Annotated in this window: 22 protein-coding genes; 7 read left to right on the top strand and 15 right to left on the bottom strand. The window is 71.1% G+C overall.

Going from position 1 to position 22,566, the window contains the following annotated elements; all coding sequences use genetic code 11:
- The first annotated feature begins 84 nt into the window (after positions 1 to 84).
- Both AB0J74_RS19080 and AB0J74_RS19075 read left to right on the top strand, forming a co-directional pair.
- Complete coding sequence (locus AB0J74_RS19080) at positions 85 to 702, top strand: LysE family translocator (protein ID WP_363449546.1); 618 nt, start codon at positions 85 to 87, stop codon at positions 700 to 702.
- Positions 703 to 789: 87 nt separating this feature from the next.
- Positions 790 to 1,371 carry a DNA-3-methyladenine glycosylase I gene (locus AB0J74_RS19075; RefSeq protein ID WP_363449543.1) on the top strand — a complete coding sequence of 194 codons (582 nt, stop codon included), beginning with the start codon at positions 790 to 792 and terminating at the stop codon, positions 1,369 to 1,371.
- Positions 1,372 to 1,387: 16 nt separating this feature from the next.
- On the opposite strand, the gene AB0J74_RS19070 is transcribed toward AB0J74_RS19075, so the two are convergent.
- Positions 1,388 to 2,725 (bottom strand): FAD-binding oxidoreductase, encoded by a 1,338-nt coding sequence (locus AB0J74_RS19070; RefSeq protein ID WP_363449541.1) that lies wholly within the window; start codon positions 2,723 to 2,725, stop codon positions 1,388 to 1,390.
- 491 nt (positions 2,726 to 3,216) lie between these two features.
- On the opposite strand from AB0J74_RS19070, the gene AB0J74_RS19065 reads away from it, so the two are divergent.
- A complete protein-coding gene (locus AB0J74_RS19065) occupies positions 3,217 to 3,747 on the top strand; it encodes a DUF4142 domain-containing protein (RefSeq protein ID WP_363449539.1) in 531 nt (176 codons plus the stop codon).
- A gap of 9 nt (positions 3,748 to 3,756) precedes the next feature.
- On the opposite strand, the gene AB0J74_RS19060 is transcribed toward AB0J74_RS19065, so the two are convergent.
- On the bottom strand, positions 3,757 to 4,104 hold the full coding sequence (locus tag AB0J74_RS19060) for a cytoplasmic protein (RefSeq protein ID WP_363449537.1): 348 nt from the start codon (positions 4,102 to 4,104) through the stop codon (positions 3,757 to 3,759).
- Between the two features lie 67 nt (positions 4,105 to 4,171).
- Here AB0J74_RS19060 and AB0J74_RS19055 point away from each other — a divergent pair, with 67 nt between their 5' ends.
- Positions 4,172 to 4,819, top strand: a complete 648-nt coding sequence (locus tag AB0J74_RS19055) for a TetR/AcrR family transcriptional regulator (protein WP_363449535.1) — start codon at positions 4,172 to 4,174, stop codon at positions 4,817 to 4,819.
- Positions 4,820 to 4,926: 107 nt separating this feature from the next.
- On the opposite strand, the gene AB0J74_RS19050 is transcribed toward AB0J74_RS19055, so the two are convergent.
- The 6 genes from AB0J74_RS19050 to AB0J74_RS19025 all read right to left on the bottom strand — a co-directional run bounded on the left by AB0J74_RS19050 (position 4,927) and on the right by AB0J74_RS19025 (position 10,359).
- Positions 4,927 to 5,832 carry a hypothetical protein gene (locus AB0J74_RS19050; RefSeq protein WP_363449533.1) on the bottom strand — a complete coding sequence of 302 codons (906 nt, stop codon included), beginning with the start codon at positions 5,830 to 5,832 and terminating at the stop codon, positions 4,927 to 4,929.
- A 367-nt stretch (positions 5,833 to 6,199) separates the two neighbouring features.
- Positions 6,200 to 7,072, bottom strand: coding sequence for a phenylalanine--tRNA ligase beta subunit-related protein (locus AB0J74_RS19045; protein ID WP_363449531.1), 873 nt, complete (start codon positions 7,070 to 7,072; stop codon positions 6,200 to 6,202).
- Between the two features lie 105 nt (positions 7,073 to 7,177).
- Positions 7,178 to 7,474: an antibiotic biosynthesis monooxygenase gene (locus AB0J74_RS19040; protein ID WP_363449529.1), complete on the bottom strand. Its 297-nt coding sequence runs from the start codon at positions 7,472 to 7,474 to the stop codon at positions 7,178 to 7,180.
- Positions 7,475 to 7,753: 279 nt separating this feature from the next.
- Positions 7,754 to 8,521 carry a hypothetical protein gene (locus tag AB0J74_RS19035; RefSeq protein ID WP_363449527.1) on the bottom strand — a complete coding sequence of 256 codons (768 nt, stop codon included), beginning with the start codon at positions 8,519 to 8,521 and terminating at the stop codon, positions 7,754 to 7,756.
- 117 nt (positions 8,522 to 8,638) lie between these two features.
- On the bottom strand, positions 8,639 to 9,817 hold the full coding sequence (locus tag AB0J74_RS19030) for an MFS transporter (RefSeq protein WP_363449525.1): 1,179 nt from the start codon (positions 9,815 to 9,817) through the stop codon (positions 8,639 to 8,641).
- On the bottom strand, positions 9,814 to 10,359 hold the full coding sequence (locus AB0J74_RS19025) for a Chromate resistance protein ChrB (protein WP_363449523.1): 546 nt from the start codon (positions 10,357 to 10,359) through the stop codon (positions 9,814 to 9,816). The genes AB0J74_RS19030 and AB0J74_RS19025 overlap by 4 nt, the downstream gene beginning before the upstream one ends.
- Before the next feature lie 317 nt (positions 10,360 to 10,676).
- Here AB0J74_RS19025 and AB0J74_RS19020 point away from each other — a divergent pair, with 317 nt between their 5' ends.
- The 3 genes from AB0J74_RS19020 to AB0J74_RS19010 all read left to right on the top strand — a co-directional run bounded on the left by AB0J74_RS19020 (position 10,677) and on the right by AB0J74_RS19010 (position 12,865).
- Positions 10,677 to 11,162, top strand: a complete 486-nt coding sequence (locus AB0J74_RS19020; protein ID WP_363449521.1) for a hypothetical protein — start codon at positions 10,677 to 10,679, stop codon at positions 11,160 to 11,162.
- 80 nt (positions 11,163 to 11,242) lie between these two features.
- The gene (locus AB0J74_RS19015; protein WP_363449519.1) at positions 11,243 to 11,812 is read left to right on the top strand and encodes a hypothetical protein; all 570 of its coding nucleotides are present in this window, start codon (positions 11,243 to 11,245) and stop codon (positions 11,810 to 11,812) included.
- Positions 11,813 to 12,025: 213 nt separating this feature from the next.
- Complete coding sequence (locus AB0J74_RS19010; RefSeq protein ID WP_363449517.1) at positions 12,026 to 12,865, top strand: SGNH/GDSL hydrolase family protein; 840 nt, start codon at positions 12,026 to 12,028, stop codon at positions 12,863 to 12,865.
- On the opposite strand, the gene AB0J74_RS19005 is transcribed toward AB0J74_RS19010, so the two are convergent.
- Genes AB0J74_RS19005 through AB0J74_RS18975 form a run of 7 tightly spaced genes read right to left on the bottom strand, consistent with a single transcriptional unit; the run spans position 12,764 to position 22,564 of the window.
- On the bottom strand, positions 12,764 to 14,389 hold the full coding sequence (locus AB0J74_RS19005; protein WP_363449515.1) for a helix-turn-helix domain-containing protein: 1,626 nt from the start codon (positions 14,387 to 14,389) through the stop codon (positions 12,764 to 12,766). The two genes, AB0J74_RS19010 and AB0J74_RS19005, sit on opposite strands and share 102 nt — an antisense overlap.
- A 22-nt stretch (positions 14,390 to 14,411) precedes the next feature.
- Positions 14,412 to 15,206, bottom strand: a complete 795-nt coding sequence (menC, locus tag AB0J74_RS19000; RefSeq protein ID WP_363449640.1) for an o-succinylbenzoate synthase — start codon at positions 15,204 to 15,206, stop codon at positions 14,412 to 14,414.
- A complete protein-coding gene (locus AB0J74_RS18995) occupies positions 15,101 to 15,517 on the bottom strand; it encodes a hypothetical protein (protein WP_363449513.1) in 417 nt (138 codons plus the stop codon). Before AB0J74_RS18995 ends, menC begins: the two co-directional genes overlap by 106 nt.
- A complete protein-coding gene (locus AB0J74_RS18990) occupies positions 15,514 to 16,356 on the bottom strand; it encodes a GNAT family N-acetyltransferase (protein WP_363449511.1) in 843 nt (280 codons plus the stop codon). Before AB0J74_RS18990 ends, AB0J74_RS18995 begins: the two co-directional genes overlap by 4 nt.
- Positions 16,346 to 19,687 (bottom strand): serine hydrolase, encoded by a 3,342-nt coding sequence (locus AB0J74_RS18985; protein WP_363449509.1) that lies wholly within the window; start codon positions 19,685 to 19,687, stop codon positions 16,346 to 16,348. The genes AB0J74_RS18990 and AB0J74_RS18985 overlap by 11 nt, the downstream gene beginning before the upstream one ends.
- Complete coding sequence (locus AB0J74_RS18980) at positions 19,684 to 20,679, bottom strand: ABC transporter ATP-binding protein (RefSeq protein WP_363449507.1); 996 nt, start codon at positions 20,677 to 20,679, stop codon at positions 19,684 to 19,686. Before AB0J74_RS18980 ends, AB0J74_RS18985 begins: the two co-directional genes overlap by 4 nt.
- A complete protein-coding gene (locus AB0J74_RS18975) occupies positions 20,672 to 22,564 on the bottom strand; it encodes a dipeptide/oligopeptide/nickel ABC transporter permease/ATP-binding protein (protein WP_363449505.1) in 1,893 nt (630 codons plus the stop codon). The genes AB0J74_RS18980 and AB0J74_RS18975 overlap by 8 nt, the downstream gene beginning before the upstream one ends.
- Positions 22,565 to 22,566: the final 2 nt, after the last annotated feature.

The following is a 22,566-nucleotide window of genomic DNA, read 5'->3' as shown; positions in this document are numbered from 1 at the left end:
GGAAACACCTTTGACGGCTATCCACCTAGCCTTCCGTAGAGGCAGCCACCGCCGGTCGGCTGCGCTGCGAGGGAAGGACTGGTCATGGCGGTCGGTACCGTTGCCGCGTTCTGGGTGGTCTCGTTCCTGCTGGTGATCACCCCGGGAGCGGACTGGGCGTACGCGATCACGGCCGGCTTGCGGCACCGTACGGTGCTGCCCGCGGTGGGCGGGCTGCTGGCCGGGCATCTGCTGGCCACCGTGGTGGTGGCGGCCGGCGTGGCGGCCCTGGTCGCCCGTTCGCCGCTGGTGCTGACCGTCCTGACCCTGACCGGCGCGGTGTACCTCGGGTGGCTGGGCGTGGCAATGCTCGCCCGTCCGGCAACCGTGCAGGCCAGCCGGGAACAGGTGCCCGGCTCGTGGGTGCGCCAAGCAGCCAAGGGGCTGGGGATCAGTGGGCTGAACCCGAAGGTGCTCCTGCTGTTTCTGGCCTTGCTGCCGCAGTTCACCCGTCGCGATGCGGCTTGGCCGGTCGCGGCGCAGATCGCGGTGCTGGGTCTGGTCCACGTGGCAAGCTGCGCGGTGGTCTACACCGGAGTCGGCGCCGGCGCGCGAAGGGTGCTGCGGACGCGGCCGGCGGCGGCGCGGGTGGTGACCCGCGTGTCCGGCACGGCGATGGTGACCATCGGAGTGCTCCTGCTGGCGGAGCAGGTCGTCCGCTAGGCCTCACGGCACGGCCCCAAAGCCGCGTCAGAAGGCTCGCCGGGCTGGAAGACTTTGAGCTGACTCGACTGCGATGGCGGAGGATCGATGAGCGGCGACGTGATCATCGGTTTGGACGGGCAGCCGCGGTGTGCCTGGGCAGGCACCGGCGAAACGGCGTTCGGTCGATACCACGACGAGATCTGGGGTACGCGAACCTCCGACGACTCGGCGATGTTCGAGGCGCTCACTCTGGGCGTGTTCGAGGTGGGGCTGAGTTGGTCGATCGTCTTCGACAAGCGGGACGCCTTCCGCAAAGCATTCCGCGAGTTCAACGTTGCCAAGGTGGCCGCGATGGGCGAGCCGGACGTCGATCGTCTCGTGCGAGACCCGTCCATCATCCGAAACCGCGCCAAGATCGAAGCCACTATCGACAACGCGCGAGCGATGCTGGCCGCGAGCCCCCGGCTGGCCACGCTCGCCGAGGCCTACCAGAGCACACGCTCACGGGCGCCGCGCTCGGCGGCCGCCGTACCCAAGTCCACCGCCCGTGCGGAAGCGTTCGCGAAACAGCTGAAGTCTCAGGGTTACCGCTACGTCGGACCCACCAGCGTCTACGCGTTCATGCAGAACGTCGGAATCGTCAACGACCACGTGCACGGATGCTTCAGGGCGACTGACTACCGCTGACGCGGCCGGCCATCCCTCAGGCAGCGGGCACCACGTTGTGGTTGATCCGGAACATGTTGGTCGGGTCGTACCGCTTCTTGATGGACGCCAGGCGCGCGTAGCGTTCCGGGCCGTAGATCGCCGCGGAGTCGGCCGCCTCCTCGGGCGCGAGGTTGTTCACCACGCGTCGGTCGCCCTGCCAAGGCTTCATGCCGTCGAGCACCTCGGCGACCGTCCCCTTGAGCTGCCGCTCCTGCTCGATCGGACCGACCGCGACGCCCAGCAAGACGTACGGCAGGCCCCTGGTCGCCACCGAGTTCGGCACCGCCGGCTCCCGGTCCCACGCCCCGCCCAGCGCACGCAGTTCCGCCATGGCCAGTGCTGTTTCCGAGCCCGGGCCCACCAGCTCGACCAGCGTGTCCTGCGCTTCCACGGGGAACTCCCGCAGCGTGATGCTCCGTTCGTAATAGGGCAACGGGTCGGTCGGCTCGTTGTGGATCGACGCGACGTTGGCGTAGGGCATGTCCGCGACGGTGTCGATGAGCGCCGGAGCGACGGCCCGCAGCGGGGCCACCAGTCGCTCACCGTCTTCGGCCGTGCCGTTGTAGGCGATCCGCACCGCCACCGCGAACGACCCGCTTAGCACTTCGGGCAGTTCGGGATATGGCGGCAGCCGCAGCACGGCGAAGGACGAGACCATGGTCTCCGGGGTGCTCGGGAGCCAGTCGGTCCACGCTCGCAGCACGTCGGCCATCCGCTCGCCCGGGTAGTAGATGCCGCCGCCGTAGAGGCGGGGAACCGGGAACAGGTCGAACTCCAGCGCGGTGACCACGCCGAAGTTGCCCTTGTTGCCGCGCATCGCCCAGAACAGGTCCGGCTCGGACGTCGCGTCGACGTGCCGCAGTTGGCCGTCCGCGGTCACCACGTCCAGCGAGCGCACATGGTCGGCGGCGTAGCCGTGCGAACGGCCGAGGGTCGGGCTCAAACCGCCGCCCAGGGTGTAACCGGTCACTCCGACCGTGGGGTTCGATCCGTTCAGCGGAGCCAGCCCGACCTTGGTCGCCTCCTTGACGACCTCGGCCCAGATCGCTCCGGCGCCGACGCGGGCCGTGCGGCCCGCGGCGTCGATGGTCACGTCGTTCATCCGATGCGTCGCGATCACCACGGCGCCGTGCGCCGTGCCGACGATCTGGTGCCCGGTGGTCTTCACCAGCACGGGCCGGTGCTGCTCCGCCGCGAAGACGACGGCGGACTGCACATCGGCGGCGCTCTCCGGCACCACGATCACCGCGGGCACCAGTTCGTGGTTGAGGTTGAATACGGCGCGTTCGGCGTCGTATCCCGCGTCGTCCGGCAGGAGAACCGCGCCGGCCACCGCAGCAGTCAGCCGCGCGGCGTCCGCTGGCGATACCGGTGGAAAGGATGAGTCCCTGAGGGTCATGGCATAAGTCCTGTTGCTGTCGCGAATACCCCGAGGCCAGAGCCCGATCTGTCCTCCACAGTTGCACCGTCTGACCGCGCCCACCACGTCAATCGGACCTCGCTCGTGGCGAACCGATGCGGTTGCGTGCCTTGCGCAGCAGGTGCACGACGCATGGGTCGGTAGACCGGAGTGGATCACCTCCTCCTCGGCCGTTTCGTGCATGCGAGCAGGCGGACCAGATCCTCGCGCGTCCCGCTCGGCCTCGTGGTCGTCCACTGTGGCCGGCCGGAACAGCTCCTCGACGCGGGCGTGTCGGGTCAGCAACACCTCGACGACGTCGACCTCGGGCCCGGTCGCTTCGCGAATCATCCTTCGAACCCGCGTGGTTAGGGCAAAAAAGCCCGGGTAAGCGGGCAGGCGACCAGTGAGGGGGGACCACCGCCATGGCAATGCGAACGCTCGGGGTAGCCGCCGCACTCGTAGCCGCGCTCGCCGCCGGCCCAGCCGTCGCCGGGGCCGCGGACGCGCCCGCCGCCGCGCCGTCCGCGCAGGACATCGCCTACCTGCAGGCCGCGCACCAATCGAATCTGCTGGAAATCGCCACCGGCCAACAGGCTCAGCAGAAGGGGCGCAGCCAGCAGGTCAAGGACCTCGGCGCCCGGTTCGCCACCGACCACACCCGGCTGGACCAGTCCCTTCAGCAGACCGCATCGTCGCTAGGGGTGCCGCTGGCCCCGGCGGACGCCGCGCGGCAGGCGACCGAGCGGCTGGACAAGGTGCCGGCCAGGCAATACGACCGCGTCTGGATTCCGGTCCAGCAGGCGGCCCACAAGGCAGCGATGGCAAACGGCCAGCAAGAGATCGCGCACGGCTCGGACGCCGCGGCCAAGCAGGACGCCACCGCGGCCGCTCCCGTCCTCGAGGAGCACCATGCCCTGCTCAATCAGGCGACCAGCCAGATTGGCAACGGCTGACCGGCGCCGCTAGCTGGGGCCGAGTGGGGTACCGACGGTTTTCGCGGTGGTCGGAGGCGGTTCCTTCAACTCGATGAAGATGCTGTGCGTCGCCGTACCGCCGATGTTTTCGCCAGCATGTTCCTGCGCACCGAGCCAGCGGGCCTCCCCTGCGCGCAGATCGACCTCGACGCTGCGGCCGCCGGCGCTGACCTTGCGACGAAAGGCGCTGAGCGTAACCATCACGCTGTCCGGATGCCGATGGGTGTGCGTGACGTCGCCGGGTTCGTCGCGGTACTCGAGGATCCGTACGCGCTCGTTCTCGAAGATCACTTTGTAGAACGCGGGGTCGGTGATGGTCGGGTCGTAAGGGTCCATCGCGGGCTCCTCCCGGCACGGACTCGTGGGACTCAAGTACCATGTGGGATTACCGTACCATGATGGGATGGTGATGCCGTATGAGTCGACCGGGCGAACAGCGCAGAAATCACGCACCCGGCTCGCGCTGGTCACCGCCGCTCGCGAACTGCTCGCCACCGGCCTGACCCCGCAGGTCGAGGACGCCGCCCAACGGGCCGGGATCTCCCGCACCACCGCCTACCGATACTTCCCCAACCAGCGCAGCCTGCTGCTCGCCGCCCAGCCCACCATCTCGCCCGACAGCCTGATGCCACCCGATGCACCCAGCGACGACGCGACCGCCCGCCTCGACCTGCTCATGACCGCGTTCGCCCGATACAACTTCACCTGGGAACCCCAGCTACGGGCCGCCCTGCGACTGTCACTGGACCCGGCCGGCGACCAACCGGTGCTGCGCCAAGGACGCGCCATCGGCTGGATCACCGAAGCCCTCGCACCGTTGCGCGACAGCCACCCGCACGTCGACATCGGCCGGCTGGCCGTCGCCATCCGCTCAGCGACGGGCATCGAAGCACTCATCTGGCTCGTCGACATCGCCGGCTACTCCCCCGAGCAGGCCACCGACACCGTCAAAGGCACGGCTCGCGCACTCCTCGACGCCGCCGTCAGCAACGGCGGAGCCGTTCAACCGCGCGCCCGCCGACGCCGTGCCGACCAAAGTCGACGGCGCTGACGAAGAAACTCGCGACCGCGCTCGCATCCGACGATGCGTGGTCGTCATGGGTGTACGGGTGAAATGAAAGGCCCTCCGCGAGCCTGGCTAAACCGGCAGCCCGAGCGTCAGCGGACCGGTTCGCCCGCTGGGGCCAGCGCCGGAGTGGACGTGCGGTGCATGGTCAGTGACCAGCCCAGCGCACCGACCACGCCCCCGACCAGCGGCAGCACGAAGAGGCCGAGCTGGTATTTGATGGCCGTGTCGCCGACGCTCATCCGCACCTCGAAGGGGGTGCCGTGTGCGACGGTGGGGTCAGGGTTGGCCCAGATCAGATCGACCTGGCCAGGGAACATCAGCATGGTGCCGATGGTCAGCACGCTGAGCACCAATGCGGCGGCGCCACCCGCGTAGAGCCCGCCGAGGTTGCCGCCCAGCCTTCCCGCGAACCAGAATCCGGCCGGCAACACCGCGAGCAGGACGATGGTGTATCCGGCCGCGAGCCATCCGTTCGCGAGGTGCGGTCGATTGCCCAGCGGCATGAGCGCGTAGGTGATCGCGGCGGCGCCTGCCCCGAAGCCGGCGCCGGCGGCCAGCTGCCCGGGTGCGACCCGGGTGCGACGCGCGGTGGCGATCAGGATCGCGGCCGCGTACCCACCGATCGTCAACACGATGATCACCGCGCTGACGACGGCCCCGCTGCGCATGTCCGCTTCCCAGTTGCGCTGGTCGAAGGCCTGGAAATGGTCGAAACGGCTTCCCGCGAAGCGCGAGAGGTCGGCCATAACCAGCACGAAGCCATACACCGCGACATACCCGGCGGTACGCACGACGCGAGCGGCCCGGTTGTCGGCGACCGGCCCGAACACCGGGCGTGCCACCCACGGCAGCACGGCAAGCACGAGCACGAGCACGATCATCGTGACCCGACCCATTGGGACGGCCGGGTTGGCCGATCCCGGGTGCCAGCTCAGCCAGACCATCCCCGCACCCGCGGCGACGCCGGCGATCGTGAACCCAACCCTGCGTTTCACGTCAGCCTCCCAGATCATGCGGAGCACCCACGCAACTCGAACCCGTTCCGCACTCGCCGCGTCCGCGCCGGAACTCTATCTAGATAGACTTACCTTGTCGAGAGTGGCGCGACACTGCGTCTCCGACGCTTGGCGCGTCGCGGGAAGGCTCCGGTGAGCTCTGTCCTATGGCAACACTCGGGTCGGCATGTGCCACCCAACTTCAGAGCGAGCCGGGTGCACTCCACGACCGTCCGCCTGGCTTGACGAGAGGTGGCTCGCTGGCAGCGAGCGCTCGACCGCGTACCAGATGCGCTCCTCGATCGGTTCGACGCCGCCGCCCTGCAGCCAGCGGGCCGGGTGTACAGGACCGCTGCTGCCATCGGCGTCACTGACCGACGATCTCGTCCAGACGGATCGTCGGCGTCGAGGCGGTCAAGATGGCCGGGCGACCAGCTCGCCCGAGCAGGCTCAGGCCGTCGAGGAGTTCATCCTGCAATTGGGTGAGCTCGGCCCCGGCGCCGTCGTGAAGGGCTTCGGCGACGATGAGCACCCGGCACGTGCTCGCCGACACAGCGGACACCGCTGACTGCCGCCAGCACCAGCGTCGGGAGTGCGCCAGGCCGGCGGAGTCGCGGTAGACGACCTCACCCGGCTGCGGGTGCTGAACGCTGCCGTCGAAATCGGTGTAGACCTCGTTCCCGGTGGCGGGTCCGACCCACAGCGCACCGGTCACCGCGTCGAGGTCCAAGGCGGCGACGGGAACAGCGAAGCGGACCGAGACGGCGTTGCAGATATCGACGAGCGGGTGGATTCGTGGCAGATCACCGCGCGTGCGCAGCCGCCGAAGCAGCGATTCGGCCGCGCAACGGTACTGCGTGGGGCGCAGCCCCAACCGCGAGAACGCCGCGCGCCAGGCCGCGACGGAAGGCAACGACGACTCCAACGTCGACCCGCCCATGACCGGGGCATGGGACATCTGTGCCGCGATCCACTCCTGCAACGGGTCCTTCTGATCGGACTCGCCGGGTCGCCCGGTCAGCGGCGCCACCGTCAGATCCGAGGTCAGCTCGGTCGTCGGGTGCACCGCCAGCTCAGCCGTCACGACCAGGGCCTGCAGGTGCGGGAACTGGGCCCAGATGCTGCTCTCGTGCCCGAAGGAACGACCTGTGGCGGTTTCAGCAGTGCCCAGCGATGCGACCGCGGCGTCGTGCCCGGATGTGCTCTGCCAGCCGGAGTCGGCATTTCGGTCTGTGCTCACCTCAGCGATGTTGCGGGTCGGGATGGACCGCCATCAAGGACCAAAGCTGGCCCGATCTCATGGACCAAACGACGCAGAGTGTCCGGCAGCGGTCAGCACCGGTGATCAGCGCCTCTCGTGACTTTCGCGCAGCTCGTAGATGATCGGTGCGAAGCTCTCGGCGATCTCGGCAGCCTCGCGCATGTGCGCGGCCACTGCCGGATCATCGAAGATCGCCTTGAAGTCCGCGGCGCTGACCCATTGGGCGTAGTTCGCGACGTGCCGGCGGTCGTCGCTGACGTGCAGGTTGGCTGACACGAACCCAGGCAGGTGCCGCATCGTCTGCTCGGTCGCGCGGGAGAGCGTCTCGAGCAGATCCTCGGCGCGAGCCGGATCGACGGTGAAGGTGTTGATCAGCGTCATGTAGCGGTCGCTCGGATCGAGTGTGGTCATTCGATTTGCCCTTCGAAGCGATGTGACACGGGCGCGGCGTGTGGGGATCTCGTCCGTCTCAAGCCTGGTCCCGAGTGATCCACGATGGATCCGCCAAGCGGGCAGCACATCGGTTGATCGGCGCCGTCAATCGATCGGTTGATGTCACGATCGGTTGACGGCGACAGACTGCGCACAGTAACCGGGGCAACGTGACGACCCAGCGGGCGCGATCTTTACTCGCCCGGGTCCGTGACCAGCCGGTCGCTCCTATGGCTCGAATGCCGGTGGCGGAGCCTCGGGTTCGCTGATCCCCCGCAGGTGGTTCCTGACACGGGCGGCGAGCGCGGGAGCTTGGTCGCTCTGATCAAGTAGGAGCCCGATCGCTATCTTCAGCGCTCGACTGAGCTCGGCCGGGTCAAGTGAACGCACCAGTGCGTCGGCGAACCGTTCGCGGGTCTCCGTGGGTAACAGGTGCGCGCCGCGTGCGTGCCAGTCTTGAACACCCGCCCGCCTGCTCGCCAGTGCGAGCGTCTCGTTGCGGAGGCTGCTGATCCAGTACTCCGCTTGAATGGCACGCCCGCGCTCGATGCACACGCGTGCACGAACGGCGTGGTGAACAGCGTGCCCATACGTGTCCGTGCTGTTGCGCGGACTCGCGACCACGGGATCGTTCGCTGCCCCGAACAACAGACGGAAGGTGTCACCGCGCGCCGCGAACTGGCTCGTCGGCGTCACGGAGAGATCCACCTGCAAGGCGCCGGGCAGCAGGAACACCCGGTAGGTGATCGGGCCCGCGGTGAGGTCGAACAGCGTCGTACCGTCGAACTCCGCTCGCAGCTTCGCTGCCCACTCGTCGAGTATCGCGACAGGCTCGGTCGCGTCCGCGACCGCGAACGTGAGATCGGTGTCTGACCACCGGTCGCCTTCGGTGTGAGCCCGAGATCCCACCACCGCGGCCGCGGTGATGCGCTCGTCCAGCTCCGCGAGACCGATGAGGTAACCCTCGACCTCGTCGCGCAATGCGACGTCAAACATTCCTGCCGTCTCCCAACCAACGATGCGAAGAACCTACGATGCCGACCCGGCGTGCCGAGACCGATGTCGGTGCCGCCCCTCGACGCGACACAGGTTGTAGCCGAGCGCGGGGTCAGATCAGGGGCGGGTCTCGGTCGCGGGCGCTGTCCGGCCGCGGGTGGCGGCCAGTGTGGCGCCGGCCCCGATCAGGACGGCCAGGGTGGCGAAGCCCCAGTTCAGGGTGGCGAGCGTGGCGACGCCGGCGACCAGTAGGGGGCCGCCGGCGTCGCCGAGCTCGCGGCCCAACTCGGCGGCGCCCATGGTTTGACCGAGGCGTTCGGCCAGGGTGCTGGCGGCGATCGCGGCGAACCCGAGCGGTGTGATCAGTCCGGTGCCGACGCCGATCAGCGTGGCCCCGGCCAGTACCCCGGCCAGGCCGGGCAGCATCGCGGCGGCCAGGCCGGCCGCGGTCACCGCGAGGCCGGCTACCAGACCGGTACGGCTGGACAGTCGCCCGTCGTCCAGCGCCCGGCCGGCTCGCGGCTGCACGAAGGCCGCGCACAGCGCCAGCACCGACACCGCCGCGCCGGTGGCGATCGTGCCCAGCCCGGCCGCCCGGCCCACCACGGGCAGGAAGCCCACGCCGACCGACAGCGCCGCCGTCGCGGCGGCCAGGGCCGCGGTCGGGCCGAGGAAGGCCGGGGCGTTCAGCCGGCGGGCCAGGTCGAGAACGGTCTGCCGCTTCTTCGGCAGCGGTGGGACGACCGGGACAGCCCGCGCCGCCCACCCTGCGACCACGGCGGCGATGACGGTGAGCACGATGAACAGCAGGCGCAGGCCGCCCGCCCAGACCAGCACGCCACCCAGCAGCGGCCCGAACGTGTAGCCGATCGACTTGTAGAACCCGTACGAGCCGAACGCCCGGCCGTGTTTCGCGACCGGGTTGAGCCGGGCGACCAGCGCCGACGCGGCCGGGGAGAACGCCGAGGCGGCGGCGCCCTGCCCGAGCCGGGCAGCCCAGAGCCAGCCGGGACTGTCGGCGATCGCATACGTCGCGGAAGCGACTGCGAACGCGACCAGGCCGCCGAGCAGGACCGGCTTGGCGCCTACCCGGTCAGCGAGGCTGCCGAACACCGGCTTGAGCAGCACCTCCGCGCCGTCGTAGAGAGCCAACAGGCCGCCCAGCACCAGCAGCGAGGTGACCGCGTCGTCGGAGAACCCGCCCAGGTTCGCCGCGATCGCGTGTGCCCCGAACGCGGTCGTGAACCCGGCCGCGTACAGCGGCCACATCCGCCGGCCGGGCGCGGGGCCGGTCATTGGTCGGCCCCAGCGGCTTCGTGCAGCATGGCGATGACCCGTTCGGCGTAGTCCTCGCAAACGGCGGCGCACTCCCTCAACCGGCGGGCGGCCTGCGGCGCTTCCGGGGCGCCGAACACATCACGGGCGGTCAGATCGCGGTGCCAGCGTCGCAACCGCTCCAGGGCCTGCTCCTCTTCCTCGAGCTCGGCGAGGGTGAACTTGGCGATGGCGATCTCCTGCTCGAACTTGCCGCAGCCGGCCAGGAATTCGGCCCAGTCCGCGGAGCGCGCCGCGGTGAACATGTCCTGCAACCGGGCCGCATCCTGCGGGCCGCCCCCGCCCGCGTGCAGGGTAAGAGCCTGACCACCGGCCTGCTCGGTCAGCGCGATCGGGCGTGCCGTGCCGTCGGCGAAGACCGGCACGTCCGGGACCGCCCACACGCCCTGGCCCAGCGACAGCGCACCGATGCGCCGCAACTCCCGCCACACCGCCACCCGATGCCGGGACGGCTCCGCCGGAATCTTGAGCACCAGCACCACCCAACGAACCGGATCCGTCACGCAGGGCAATGTAGCACTCGTTACATTTGGCCGGCGGTGTGGCCACCGTAGGAACGCTCCAACGTCATCGACGTCTACATCGCCCAGCTACGCCCTGGCCCGCCGGGCCGCTCGACTCGAACGTCCGGTTGAACGTCGTCCTCAATGTCCTGGTGCGGTGCCGCCCTGTTGCGGTCCCATGATCGAGCCCCATCGCTAGGCCGTCCAGGCGGGTGGGGCTCGCGCGCCGATCCCTGCGCCATCAGAAAACAGCGATGTGCCAAAGCGCCGCGGAGCACGGGATCGACAACGGCTTCGGCCTCAGTAAAGGAGACGACGTGAAATTTCCATCCTTCCGGCTCGCGCTCGCGACGCTGGCGGCGACGACGCTCGGTGTCGTCGTCGGTCAGGCGCCGGCCGCGGCGGCGCTGCCATCGGACTACAGCATCACGGTCAGCACCACCTTCCACGGCAGCGGCTACTCAGAGTCATACAGCCGGGAGTTCGAGATCTACAGCGGGAACGGCGCTTGGGTGGGGACCTTCTGGTTCCAGGCCGACCCGGCCAACGGGGCACCCGGTGACGCCCTGAAGACCTGCGACATGGAGAAGGACGGACTCGGCACCGAGATCCGGATGGACATCGGTTCGTCGAGCGGCTTCCAGCAGACGGATCGGATCGCCTCCACGCGCGGGATGGGCGCCGGTTACTGCGACGGCTGGAAGACCGGTGACATCGCGGAGAACACGTCGGTGGCGCTCAAGGTTTGTCTCGTGCGCGGCACCACGGAGTACTGCAGCGGCGTCTATTACGCCCGGACCTGACCTACCACCCGGCGCGCGAAAGGCATTTCCGAACGCGGGAGGGCATCGTCCTCTCGCTCCTAGAACTGGGGAGAACCAACGTGACCGGAAGAAGCAAGACGGTTCATCACCGGCGGGGCACTCGACTTTCCAAGCGTCTGGGCACCTTCGCCGTTGTGCTCGTCGCCCTCTGCGCGGGCCTGGTCGGGGTGGCCCAGCCGGCCTCGGCCTCGGTGGGCTGCGTGAACGTCTATCTCATCAACGGCTACACCGGGCTCGCGGTCTCGGCGGAGCTGGGAGATCCCACCTACCCCGGCATGCTTCGGGCCCGCTCCAGCGGTGTGGGCGCGTGGGAGAAGTTCCAGCAGTGCATCGACTCGGCCAACAACGTGTTCACCCTCAAGTCCCTGGCCAACAACCGCTATGTCACGACCGAGATGAACTACCCCGGCAGCTTCAAGTACATGCTGCGGGCCCGTGCGACGACGGCGGGGGCATGGGAGAAGTTCACGCTGTACGGGACCAGCTCACCTTGGATGGATACCTTCAAGGGCTACCCGAACCTCTACGTCTCGACCGAGATGAACTTCAGCGGAAACTACAGGTACATGCTGCGGGCCCGGTCCGCGAGTCCGGGTGAATGGGAGACCTACCGATTCGGCCCCGCGTAGCCAGAATCGTAGGCTGTCGCGGCCGCCGGCGCCTTGACGCTGTCGGCCGCGACATCCGCACAGACGGACCGCGCACCGAACAGGGCCCGGTCCGCGCCGAACCTTCCCGCGACGCGCGTCTCGACTAACCGGCGACCGAGGAGGACACTTTGTTCGATCGCCGGTGATGTGCCTATCGAGACGAGCCTGCCCTGGCCCGGAGGGAGCGCAGGCATGAGACGTGCGCACGTGCTCGACGCCTTGATCCGGCTGGCGCAGCCCGCCAATGTTGTTGTTCTTCCGGTTCTGATCGCGCAGGGCAGGCAGGTGCGGCGGCGGATGCCGCGGCTGCCGGCAGCCCAGGGCCCCACTGCGGGCGTGTGTCCGGGCAGCGAACCGGCACTGCGCCTGACTGTGCTGGGTGACTCGGCCGCCGCCGGGGTGGGGGCGGCCACCCACGAGGAAGCCCTTGGCGGCTTTCTCGGCGCCGAAGTGGCCCGCCGCACCGGCCGGATGACCTCGTGGCACGTGGTTGCCCGCAGCGGTGCGAAGACTCGCGACGTGACCCGGGATCTCGTGCCGCGACTCGTCGACCACTCGGACGTGATCATCGCTGTTGCCGGGGTCAACGACCTGAAGAGCTATCGGCTGATCCGCGACTTCCGACGCGACACCGCGGCGCTGGTCGACGCCATCCGGCGTCGGGTCGGCCCCGTGCCGGTTGTGCTGGCCGGGATCCCGCCGTTCGAACACATGCCGGGTCTCCCCCGACCCATGCGGACCGTCCTGGGCCTACGCGGGCGCGCGATGAACGACGTCCTACGCCGGCTGGCGTCCACGATGGACAACGTGTCACACATCTCGCTGAGCGGTTTGGCGTTCTCCGACGACGCCTTTACCGAAGACGGCTTCCACCCGGCGAGCAACGGCTACCGGATGTGGGCGGAAACGATCGCCGACCAACTGGGAGCGTCAGTCGGTGCGCCGGGACGAGAGGCGCAACTCGAGCATCGCGGCGAACCGGGCGTCCGGGTCGCGCAGGTCGATGGGCCCGACCTCGGCCACTCGCCGTAGGCGGTATCGGAAGGTGTTCGGGTGGACGTACATCGCCGCGGCGGCGGCGACCGCGTCGCCGAAGGCGTCGAGCCAGGCCCGTAGCGTGTCGACCAGGTTGGTGTGGTGGCGGGCGTCGTAGACGAGCAGGTTGGCGACCGGGCCGCTGGGCTGGTCGCCGCGCGCCGACACCACGTCGGCGAGGTCGAGCAGCAGAGCTTCCACGTGCACGTCGGCCAGCCGGGCGACCCGGCGCCCGGCGCCGTTGCCGGTCCGCAGGACGCGCAGGGCCCGGTCTGCTTCGGCCCGCGCCGCGGCCAGCCCGGCCACGTCCTGTGCTACCGGGCCGATTCCGGCCACGGCGGGGATGCGGTCGCCGACCCGGTCGAGGAAGTCGGTGGCGATGCGCACGGCGCTGTGCTCGACGTCCGCGCGGCCCCGGTTGATTGGGACGAGCCCGTAGACGATGTCACCGACCAGCGCCGTCGCTGACCTCGGGTGCACCGCGCCGACGTGCATGGCCAGGGCGTCGGCCAGCCGTTGCCGTTCGGTGGCGAGCGTGGCGTCGGCGCTCGCCGAGCCTTCGGAGCCGAGCAGCGCGAGCCCGAGCACGGCGACGGGGCGGTCGGCGAGCCCGAGCCGGGTCAGTGCGTCACGGGCCGGCGGCCCGCCCTCCAAGGCGGTGCTGAGCAGGTCGGCGCGCAGCCGTCGGTGGACGTCGGCGCCGGCCCGGATCCGCAGCATGTGCAGTGCGACGACGCGGGCCGCGTCTCGGAAGGCCTGCATACGGTCGAGGTTGAGCGGCTGCCGGACGGCCGCCCAGATCGAGCCGAGGAACTCGTCGCCGGCGCGGACCGCGACGGCGACCCGGGGCACGAGGAAGTCGTCGCCGCTGGGTTCGACGAACACCGGTTGGTCGCTGCGGTAGAGGTCGCCGAACACGCCGCGGTCGGTGAGCTGGCGCGCGTAGCGTGCGGGCACCTGCCGGCCGAGGATGGTCTCGATGCGGGACGGATCGGCTTCGTCCTGCCGTCCCGAGTAGGCCAGGACCCGCGAGCTGCGATCTTCGATGGTGACCGGCGCGTCGAGGAGCGCCGCGATCGCGTTGGCGACCGCGAACAGGTCACCGGCCGGGACACCGCCCAGGGTCTGCGGCTCGGCGTCGCCCACGTCGCCTTCGGCGAGCAGTGCGCGCAGCAGCGCGGCGAGTTGCGCCCACGAGGCGCCCCGGGTCAGCCCGAGCAGCGCCACCCCGGACTCGGCCGCGGCGGTGGCCAGATCGTCGCCGGTCGGCACCGGCGAGCGTACGACCAGTCCGGCGGCCTCCTGCTGGCCGAGCGTGCGGAGCAACCGGGCGGTCGAGGCGGCGTCGCCGACGCCCACCCCGAGGACGAGCGCGTGCTGGGGCAGTGCGGGCTCGTCCAGCGGGTCGTGGATGACCACGCCGCCGAGGGCGACCGTCTGGTCCGGGTCTCCGTGGACCAGTTCGAGGAGGGTGGCGCCCAGGTCGTCGAGGACGCGCCCGAGGCTGGCGTTCGGTCGCACAGCAGTGAGCCTAGGAGCTGGACTAGACCGGTATCCAGGCCGTTTCGGTGGTGATCTCGGCGAATACGTCGGGGCGGGGCTCGACGCCGAGCCCGGGTCCGGTCGGCACGGGCAGGTGACCGTCCTCCAGGACGAACGGCGCGGTGAGGTCGGTGCGGTAGAAGCGGTCGGAGGCCGATGTGTCGCCGGGCAGGGTGAAGCCGGGCAGTGCGGCGAGCGCCACGTTCGCGGCCCGGCCGAGGCCGGTCTCCAGCATCCCGCCGCACCAGACCGGCACGCCGTGTGCCGCGCAGGCATCGTGGATGCGGCGTGCCTCCAGGTAGCCGCCGACGCGGCCGGCTTTGACGTTGACGATTTCGCAGGCGCCGAGGGTGATCGCCGCGACGGCGACGCGCGCCGAAGTGATCGACTCGTCGAGGCAGATGGGAGTGCGGATCAGTTTGGCCAGCGCGGCGTGGCCGAGCAGATCCTCCTCGTCCAGCGGTTGCTCGATCAGCAGCAGGTCGAACGGGTCGAGCCGGGCCAGGTGGCGCGCGTCCGCCAGGGTGTACGCGGTGTTCGCGTCGACCTGCAGCAACAGCCCGTCACCGAACCGCTCGCGGACCGCCCGGACCGGTTCGACGTCCCACCCCGGCTCGATCTTCAGCTTGACCCGCACGTATCCGGCGGCGACGTATCCGGCCACCGCGTCGAGCAGCTCGCCGATCGAGCTCATGATGCCGACGGACACCCCACACGGCACGCGGTCACGGACCGCGCCCAGCTCCCGGGCCAGCGGCCGGCCGGCGGCGCGCAGCTCGGCGTCCAGGACCGCCATCTCCAGCGCGGCCTTGGCCATCCGGTGTCCTTGTAGCGGGACAGGGCCGGCCCGACCGCGTTCGCGTCCAGGTGTTCCACCGCACCGAGCGCCGGGACGAGAAACCGGGTGAGCACGTCGGTGGCCGCACCGATGTATTCCGAGGAGTACAGCGGGTCGGCCATTGCCACGCACTCCCCCCACCCGTCGGCCTCGGCGGTGACCGCGCGCAGCAGCAGCACGTCGCGGGACGTGCTCGTCCCGAAGGAGGTCCGGAACGGTGCCACGAGGGGCATCCGGACGTGCCGCAGCTCGACGCCGTTGAGTTTCATGACTCTCCCGCCTTGGTGAGCACGTACCAGCCGGTCCGGTCGAAGTGGACGATCCGCCACCCGCCGGCCATCAGCGTGCCGAGCGTCTCGCGGACCGCGACCCGCCAGGCGTGCGCGACGCCGGGCTCGGTCCGGCGGAGCGTCTCGATGTCGGGTGGCACGGCGACCAGGACCGTGCGCCCGTCGAGGTCGCCCATGGTGGGCCGGCCGTCGGCCGTCCGGTGGAGCCCGACCACCGCCGCGTCGCACGGCTCGGGGGTTGCCGGGCGGCCCGCGCACGCCGCGTCCACCCCGGGCGCGGTCAGGTCCCACCTGACCAGCAGCCGGTCGCTGTCGCCGGCGCCGTTGCGCCCGTCGTTCATACCGCCGTAGAAGTTGGTCAGGTACTCGTCGGGCGTCGCGGCCAGCTTCACGAGGTTGAAGTAGGCGTTGCGGCTGACCAGCGGGTCGTACGTCCACGAGATGGTTTTCAGGCCCCGACGCAGGGCCCAGCCGCGCTGGTGTGTCTTGAGCGCGAAGCCGACCGCCCGCCGCCCACCGGACGGGGCCACCCCGGTGATGTGGCTGTGCATGGTGGCCTGCGCCGGCGGCCCGAAGAACGCGACGCACGCGCCGACCAGTTCGGCGCCGTCGTAGGCGCCGGCGACGTAGTTGTCGGCCTTGCTGAGCGCCCGTATCAGCGCGGCCGTGACCGGCTGGTTGTCTGGCTCTGGACGCCAGATGCGGTCGAACAACCGGTACATCGCCTGTATCTCGGCGGCGTCGGTGATCTCCCGTACGGTCACCCCGGCGGCGTGGGCCGCGGCGAGGGCCTGCGCGGTGGCCGCGTCACTGTCCATCGAGGACCCGCGGCGTGGCCCGCGCCCCGAAGTGCAGGTACCGCTCGCCGGTCGCCAGCGCGTAGAACGTCACCGGCGCCCAGTTCTGCGCGGACGGCTCCTTGACCAGGAACAGGTTCTCGTCGAGCGGGACCATCGGGTATTCCTGGGTCGGCTCGGGCACCAGTTCGGCGATCGGCCCCGTGATGGTGGTACGCAGGACCGGCCCGCCGTCGCGCTCCAGCACCTCGATGTGCACGCTGGCCCGCTCGTAGGTGCCCAGGTGCCGCTGGAAGTCGACGTGCACCGGCTCGGCGCCCGGCGCGATCGGGTGCGGCATCGCCACGCCGGCCACCTCCGCGAAGATCTCCCGGAACAGCTCGTCGTAGAGGTCGCGGGCGTTGCCACCGTTGGTGAGCAGGGTGACGGCCAGGCCCTGCTCCGGCAGCAGCTTCAGGAAGGCCGACTGGCCGATCGTGTTGCCGTCGTGGCCGATGAGCCGGTGCCCGTCCCAGCCGAACCGGATCCAGCCGAGACCCCAGGAGTCACCGAGGGAGTAGACGTCGGGCAGGTCGGCGTGCTTCGCGGCCATCGCCGCGGTGCTCGCCTCGCTGAGCAAGCGGGTGCCGTCCGGGCCCACTCCCCCGCGCAGGTGCAGGCGGGCGAACGCGAGCACCTCGGCCGCGGTGGAGTTGATCAGTCCGGCCGGGCCGGCCGAGCGCTGCAGCCCCCACACGGGCGCGACCTTCAGGTTGTCGAGGTCCTCGCCGACGTGGCCGATCGCGGTCCGGTGCGCCAGCGCCTCCTCCGGCAGGGTGCCGGTGTGGCGCAACCCCAGCGGGCCGAACAGTCGTTCCCGGACCGCGGCGTCCCAGGTGCCGCCGGTGAGCTTCTCGATCACCCGGCCGGCCACCGAGAGACCGGCGTTGCAGTACGACCAGGTGGCGCCGAGCGGGTGGTTCTGGGTCTGGCCGGCCAGGACCGCCACGTATTTCTCGAGGCAGTCGTCGCCGCGGCCGGTGTCGGTGAACACGTCGCCGTCGATGCCGCTGGTGTGTGTGAGCAGGTGCCGCATGGTGACCTGCTTGGTGACGTCCGGATCGGCGAGCCGGAACTCCGGTAGGACGTCGACGATCGGCGCGTCGAGGTCGAGCCGTCCCTCGTCGACGAGTTGCATCACCACGGTGGCGGTCCACACCTTGGAGATCGAACCGATCTGGAACACGGAGTCGGTGGTGGTGGTCACGCCGGTGTCCTTGTTGACGACGCCGTACGCCGCCTCGACCAGTTCGTCGTCACGGCCGGGACGCAGGCGCAGGATGCCGAGCGTGGCGCCGGGCACGTGGTGTCGCTCGGCGAGGGCGGCCAGCCGGCGCTGCCAGTGCGCGGCGTCCAGGGTTGGGCGGCGCGGCCCGCTCGCGTCACCGGCGTACTGCTCGACCCAGTCGACGATCCGGCTGTTGAAGTCGATCCGGTGCGACGGCTTGCCCTGCAGGATGAACAGGTGTGCGGCGTCCGGGTAGAGCACCAGCCGGGTCGGCACGTCACGCTCGCGCAGCGCGGTGTGCCACTGCTGCGCCTGCCCGACCGGGCACCGCACGTCATCGGCACCGTGCAGGATCAGCGTCGGGGTGCGCACCTGGTCGACCCGGGTGATCGGCGACATCTCCTGGAACGAGCCACCGTCGAGCTCGAACGCGCCGATGAAGTGCCCGGCGTCTGAGCTGCCCGCGCCGCTGGTCAGGTCGCTGATCACCCCGCCGGCCACCGCGGCCGCGAACCGGTCGTCGATCCCCGTCAGGTAGCAGGTCATGAACCCGCCGTAGCTGTATCCGGTGACGGCGAGCCGGGCGGGGTCGGCGAGACCTTCGGCGACCAGCGCGTCGACAGGCTCGAGGAGGTCCTTGGCGTCGGACACACCCCAACCGCCGAGCGCGGCGGTGTAGAACCGTTCGCCGTACCCGTCGCTGCCGCGCGGGTTGACCAACAGCACCGTCCACCCCCGCGCCGCCAGTTCCTGGTGGTAGAGGTGGACGTCGTCGGCGGCGGCGTTCCACGCGTTGTGCGGCCCACCGTGCACGTCGAGCAGCAGCGGGCCGGCGCCGGTTGTCTCCGGGTCGCGGACCACCCACCCGTGCACCACCGTGCCGTCCGAGATGGTGAACTCGCGCTCCTCGCGGTGGAAGAGGTCGACGTCGGTGCCGTGCGCGGTGCGCACGGACTCGCCGCCCCCGGCGAGGTCGACGGTGACGAGCTCACCGAGCGAGGTGGGTGTGAGAAGCAGCGTGACCGCCGTGTCCCCGGCGACCGACAGCCCGGCGACGGTGCGCCCGGCGCCGGCCAGCACCGGCGTCGGCTCCCCGCCCTCGACCGGCACGGTGTAAAGGTGGGTGTCGCCGCGATCGCGGACGCAGAACAGCACCGACCGTCCACTATCGACCAGCGACGGCAGCGCGCCCGGGTAGCCGGGCCCGCCCGGCATCACGTTGCGGTCCAGCGGGGCCGACAGGCTGCTGACCGGCCCGCCGTCGAGCGGCACGCGCAGCAGGTGGGCGTGCCCGGTCGGCCGCTGCGGATGTCCGACCACCAGCAACGCCGTGCCGTCGGCGGTCCAGGTCACCGGGCCGGCGACGCCGTCGGCCAGGCCGGCCAGGCGAGGCGGTGCGGCCGGGTCGTCGGCGGAGCGCACATAGACCGGGCAGCGCAGCGTACGGTCGGCGTCCGGGTCGGTGGCCGCCGAGTACGCGAGCTGCGTCCCGTCCGGTGACCACGCCGGGTCGCCCGCATGCCAGTCACCGTCGGTGACCCGGCGGACCACCTTGGTGGCCAGGTCCAGGACGTGCACGTGGTTGCGCACCGTGCGCAGGTAGCCGGCGCCGTCGGCCAGGTAGTCCAGCCGGTCCGTGACGATCGGCGCAGCGGCGCGCCTGGTCCGCGCCTGGTCGTCCTCGCCGCCGGCGGCGTTCAGGTCGACCGGGGCGGCGAACGCGATGGCCGCGCCGTCAGGGCTCCAAACCGGACGGCCGGCGCCCAACGGCAGCGTGGTGAGCTGCTCAGGCTCCCCGCCACCGGCCGGCAGCAGCCACAGTTGTGCTGCCCCGTCGGCGGCCCGCAGGAAGGCGATCCGCGTGCCGTCCGGCGACCACGCCGGTGCCGAGTCGGCGCCGCCGCGGGTGAGCTGCTCCGGTTCGCCGTCGCGGGTGCCGACCCGCCAGAGGTTGCGCACGGTGCGGTCGGCGTCTGCGTCGGCGGTGCGCAGCACGTACACCGCGCGGGTTCCGTCCGGTGCGATCGCCGGCTCTTCCGGCACCGCGAGGGCGAGCAGGTCGTCAATGCGCTGGCGTCGGGTCACGGCGTGCTCCTCGTGTTGTGCGGGGCGGTCGGTGCGGACGAGCGGACGGCGTAGTGGCAGGCGGCCTCGTGGCGGCGGCCGGCACCGTCCGGTTCGGTGTCGCGGCAGGCATCCCGGCCCTCCAGGACCAGCGGGCCGACCGGACAGCGCGGGTGGAAGCGGCAGCCGGCCGGCGGGTGGTGCGGGTCCGCCGGCTCGGCGGTGTCCAACGCGGCCTCCGCACCGGTCAATGCGGCGGGGATGCCGCCGGGTTGCGGCGCCGAGGCCAGCAGTTGCCGGGTGTACGGGTGCTGCGGGTCGCCCAGGACGTCGTCGACCGGCCCGCACTCGACGATCCGGCCGAGGTACATGACGGCGAGCAGGTCGCTGACGTAGCGGACGACCGCCAGGTTGTGCGAGATGAACAGCATCGACAGGCTCAGCCGGCGCTGGAGATCGCGCACCAGGTTCAGCACGGTGCCCTGGATGGAGACGTCCAAGGCCGAGGTGATCTCGTCGGCGATGATCACGTCGGGGCGGGCGGCCAGCGCGCGGGCCAGCGCGACCCGCTGTCGCTGCCCGCCGGACAGCTGCGCCGGATACTGGCCGGCCCGCTCGGGGGTCAGCTCGACCAGGTCGAGCAGCCGGGACACCTCGGCCCGGCGGGCCGTGGCGCTGTCGCCGCGCGGCGCCGCCTCGGCGATGGACGCGCCGACCGTCATCCGCGGGTCGAGTGAGGAGTACGGGTCCTGGAACACCATCTGCACCCGGCGTCCCTCGTCGCGGCCGGGCGTGCGCGGCAGCGGCCGCCCGTCGAGCAGGACCGCGCCTCCCGCGAGGGGGGCCAGCCCGACCGCGGCGCGGGCCAGAGTCGACTTGCCGGAGCCGGACTCGCCGACCAGGCCGACCACCGTGCCGGCGGGGACGGTGAGGTCGACACGATCGACCGCGGTGACACCGCGCCGGCGGCCGCCGAACCGGACCGAGACGTCGCGGAAGCTCAGCTCATTCAACGGGTTCACCGGCCCGGGCCGGTTCGGCCGGCGGCGCCGCGGTCAGGTCGGCGTGCCAGCAGGCCACTCGGCCGCCGGCGAGATCCTCCTCCAGCGGAGGGTCCTCCCGCCGGCACAGGTCGTCGGCGTACGGGCAGCGCGGCGCGAACGCGCATCCGGCTGGCGCGTCGGCGGGGTCGGCCGGCCGGCCCGGAATGACGGTCAGCGGCAGGTCCCGGTCGGTGCGCAGGTGGGGCACCGCGGCGAGCAGCGCGCGGGTGTACGGGTGCCGCGCCTTCGTGGCCAGGTCGGCGGTGGCAACGTCCTCCACGACGCGTCCCGCGTACATGACCAGCACTCGCCGGCAGACCTGACCGACCACCGTGATGTCGTGGCTGATCAGCATCAGGGCCGCGGCGGTGGTGGCCCGGATGTCCTCCAGCAGCGCCAACACCTGCCGCTGCACGGTCACGTCGAGCGCGGTGGTCGGCTCGTCGGCGACGATCAGCACCGGCGTGCCCATCAGGCCCATGCCGATCATCGCCCGCTGGCGCATGCCGCCGGAGAACTCGTGGGGGAACTGGTGGGCCCGCCGCTCCGGCGCGGGCAGCCGCACCGCCCGCAGTCGGTCCACCGCCCGTTCCCACGCCCGGCGGCGGGACATGCCCTGGTGCTGCTCGGCCACTTCGGCGAGCTGCCGGCCGATGCGCTGGATCGGGTTGAACGAGGTCATCGGGTCCTGGAAGACCATCGCCAAGGAGGTGCCGAGCACGCGCCGCTGCGCCCGGGTCGGGCCCTGCCGCAGATCCTGCCCGGCGAACTCCAGCCGCTCCGCATGCACCTGCCCGGGCGCCTCGATCAGCTGGGCGATCGCCAGGGCGGTGAGGGTCTTGCCGGAGCCGGACTCGCCCACCACGCCGACCGCCTCTCCACGGCGGACGGTGAAGCTCAGCCCTCGCACCGGTGTCACGTGGCGGCCACCCGCGGCCGGGAAGCTGACGCGTAGCCCCTCCACGGCCAGCACCACGTCCTCGGCGGAGGGTATCGGCGCGGCCGGCCGGGGTTCCGGCCGGCGGCGGGCCGCGGCGAACAGCGGCGTGGTCTGCCCGATCCCCCGCACGATGGCCTCGCCGGTCAGGTTGAACGCCAGCCCGGCCAGCACGACGGCGGCGCCCGGGGCGAGGGTCGCGAGGGGGTGCACGTAGAGGCTGGCGAGTCCTTCGCCGAGCAGCCGGCCCCAGTCGTAGGAGGGCGCCTGCACGCCGAGGCCGAGGTAGGAAAGGCCGGCGAAGGCGAGCAGCGAGCCGCCGGCCGCCACGGTCGCGTTGACCACCAGCGGCTCGCCGATGTTCGGCAGGACGTGCCGGACGAGGATCCGGAACCTGCCGACCCCGGCGATCCGGGCCGCCGCGATGTAGTCGCGCTCGGCGATCGATGCGACCAGGGTGCGGGTCAGCCTGGCGAATGCGGGCGCGATGGCGAAGCCGATCGCGAGGACGGCGCCCGTGGCGCCCACGCCGAAGACCACCGCGAAGCTGAGCGCGAGCAGCAGCCCGGGGAACGCGACCGCGATGTTCACCGCGGCGGTCACCAGCTTGCCGAGGCGCGCGCCGACCAGCAGCGGCGCGGCGCCGAGCAGCAGCCCGGTGAGCACGCCGAGTCCGGTGGACAGCAGCGCCAGCAGCACGGAGAGCCGGCTGGCCACCAGCACCCGGAAGAAGATGTCCCGGCCCAGCCCGTCGGTGCCGGCCCAGTGCGCCGACGACGGACCCCGCAGGATGTTCGCGGTATCCACGGCGTCGGCCCGGTCCCCCCACAGCACCGGCGCCAGCAGGACCGTCGCCAGCACGAGGGTGAGCAGGGCCGCCGCGCTCAGGCCGAGCGGGGTACGCAGCCGGTCCGGCACGG

The organism is Asanoa sp. NPDC049573 (assembly GCF_040676615.1).
GTDB lineage: Bacteria > Actinomycetota > Actinomycetes > Mycobacteriales > Micromonosporaceae > Asanoa.
The sequence above is the reverse complement of the archived record's forward strand: the minus strand, read 5'-3'. Positions and strand labels throughout refer to the sequence as shown.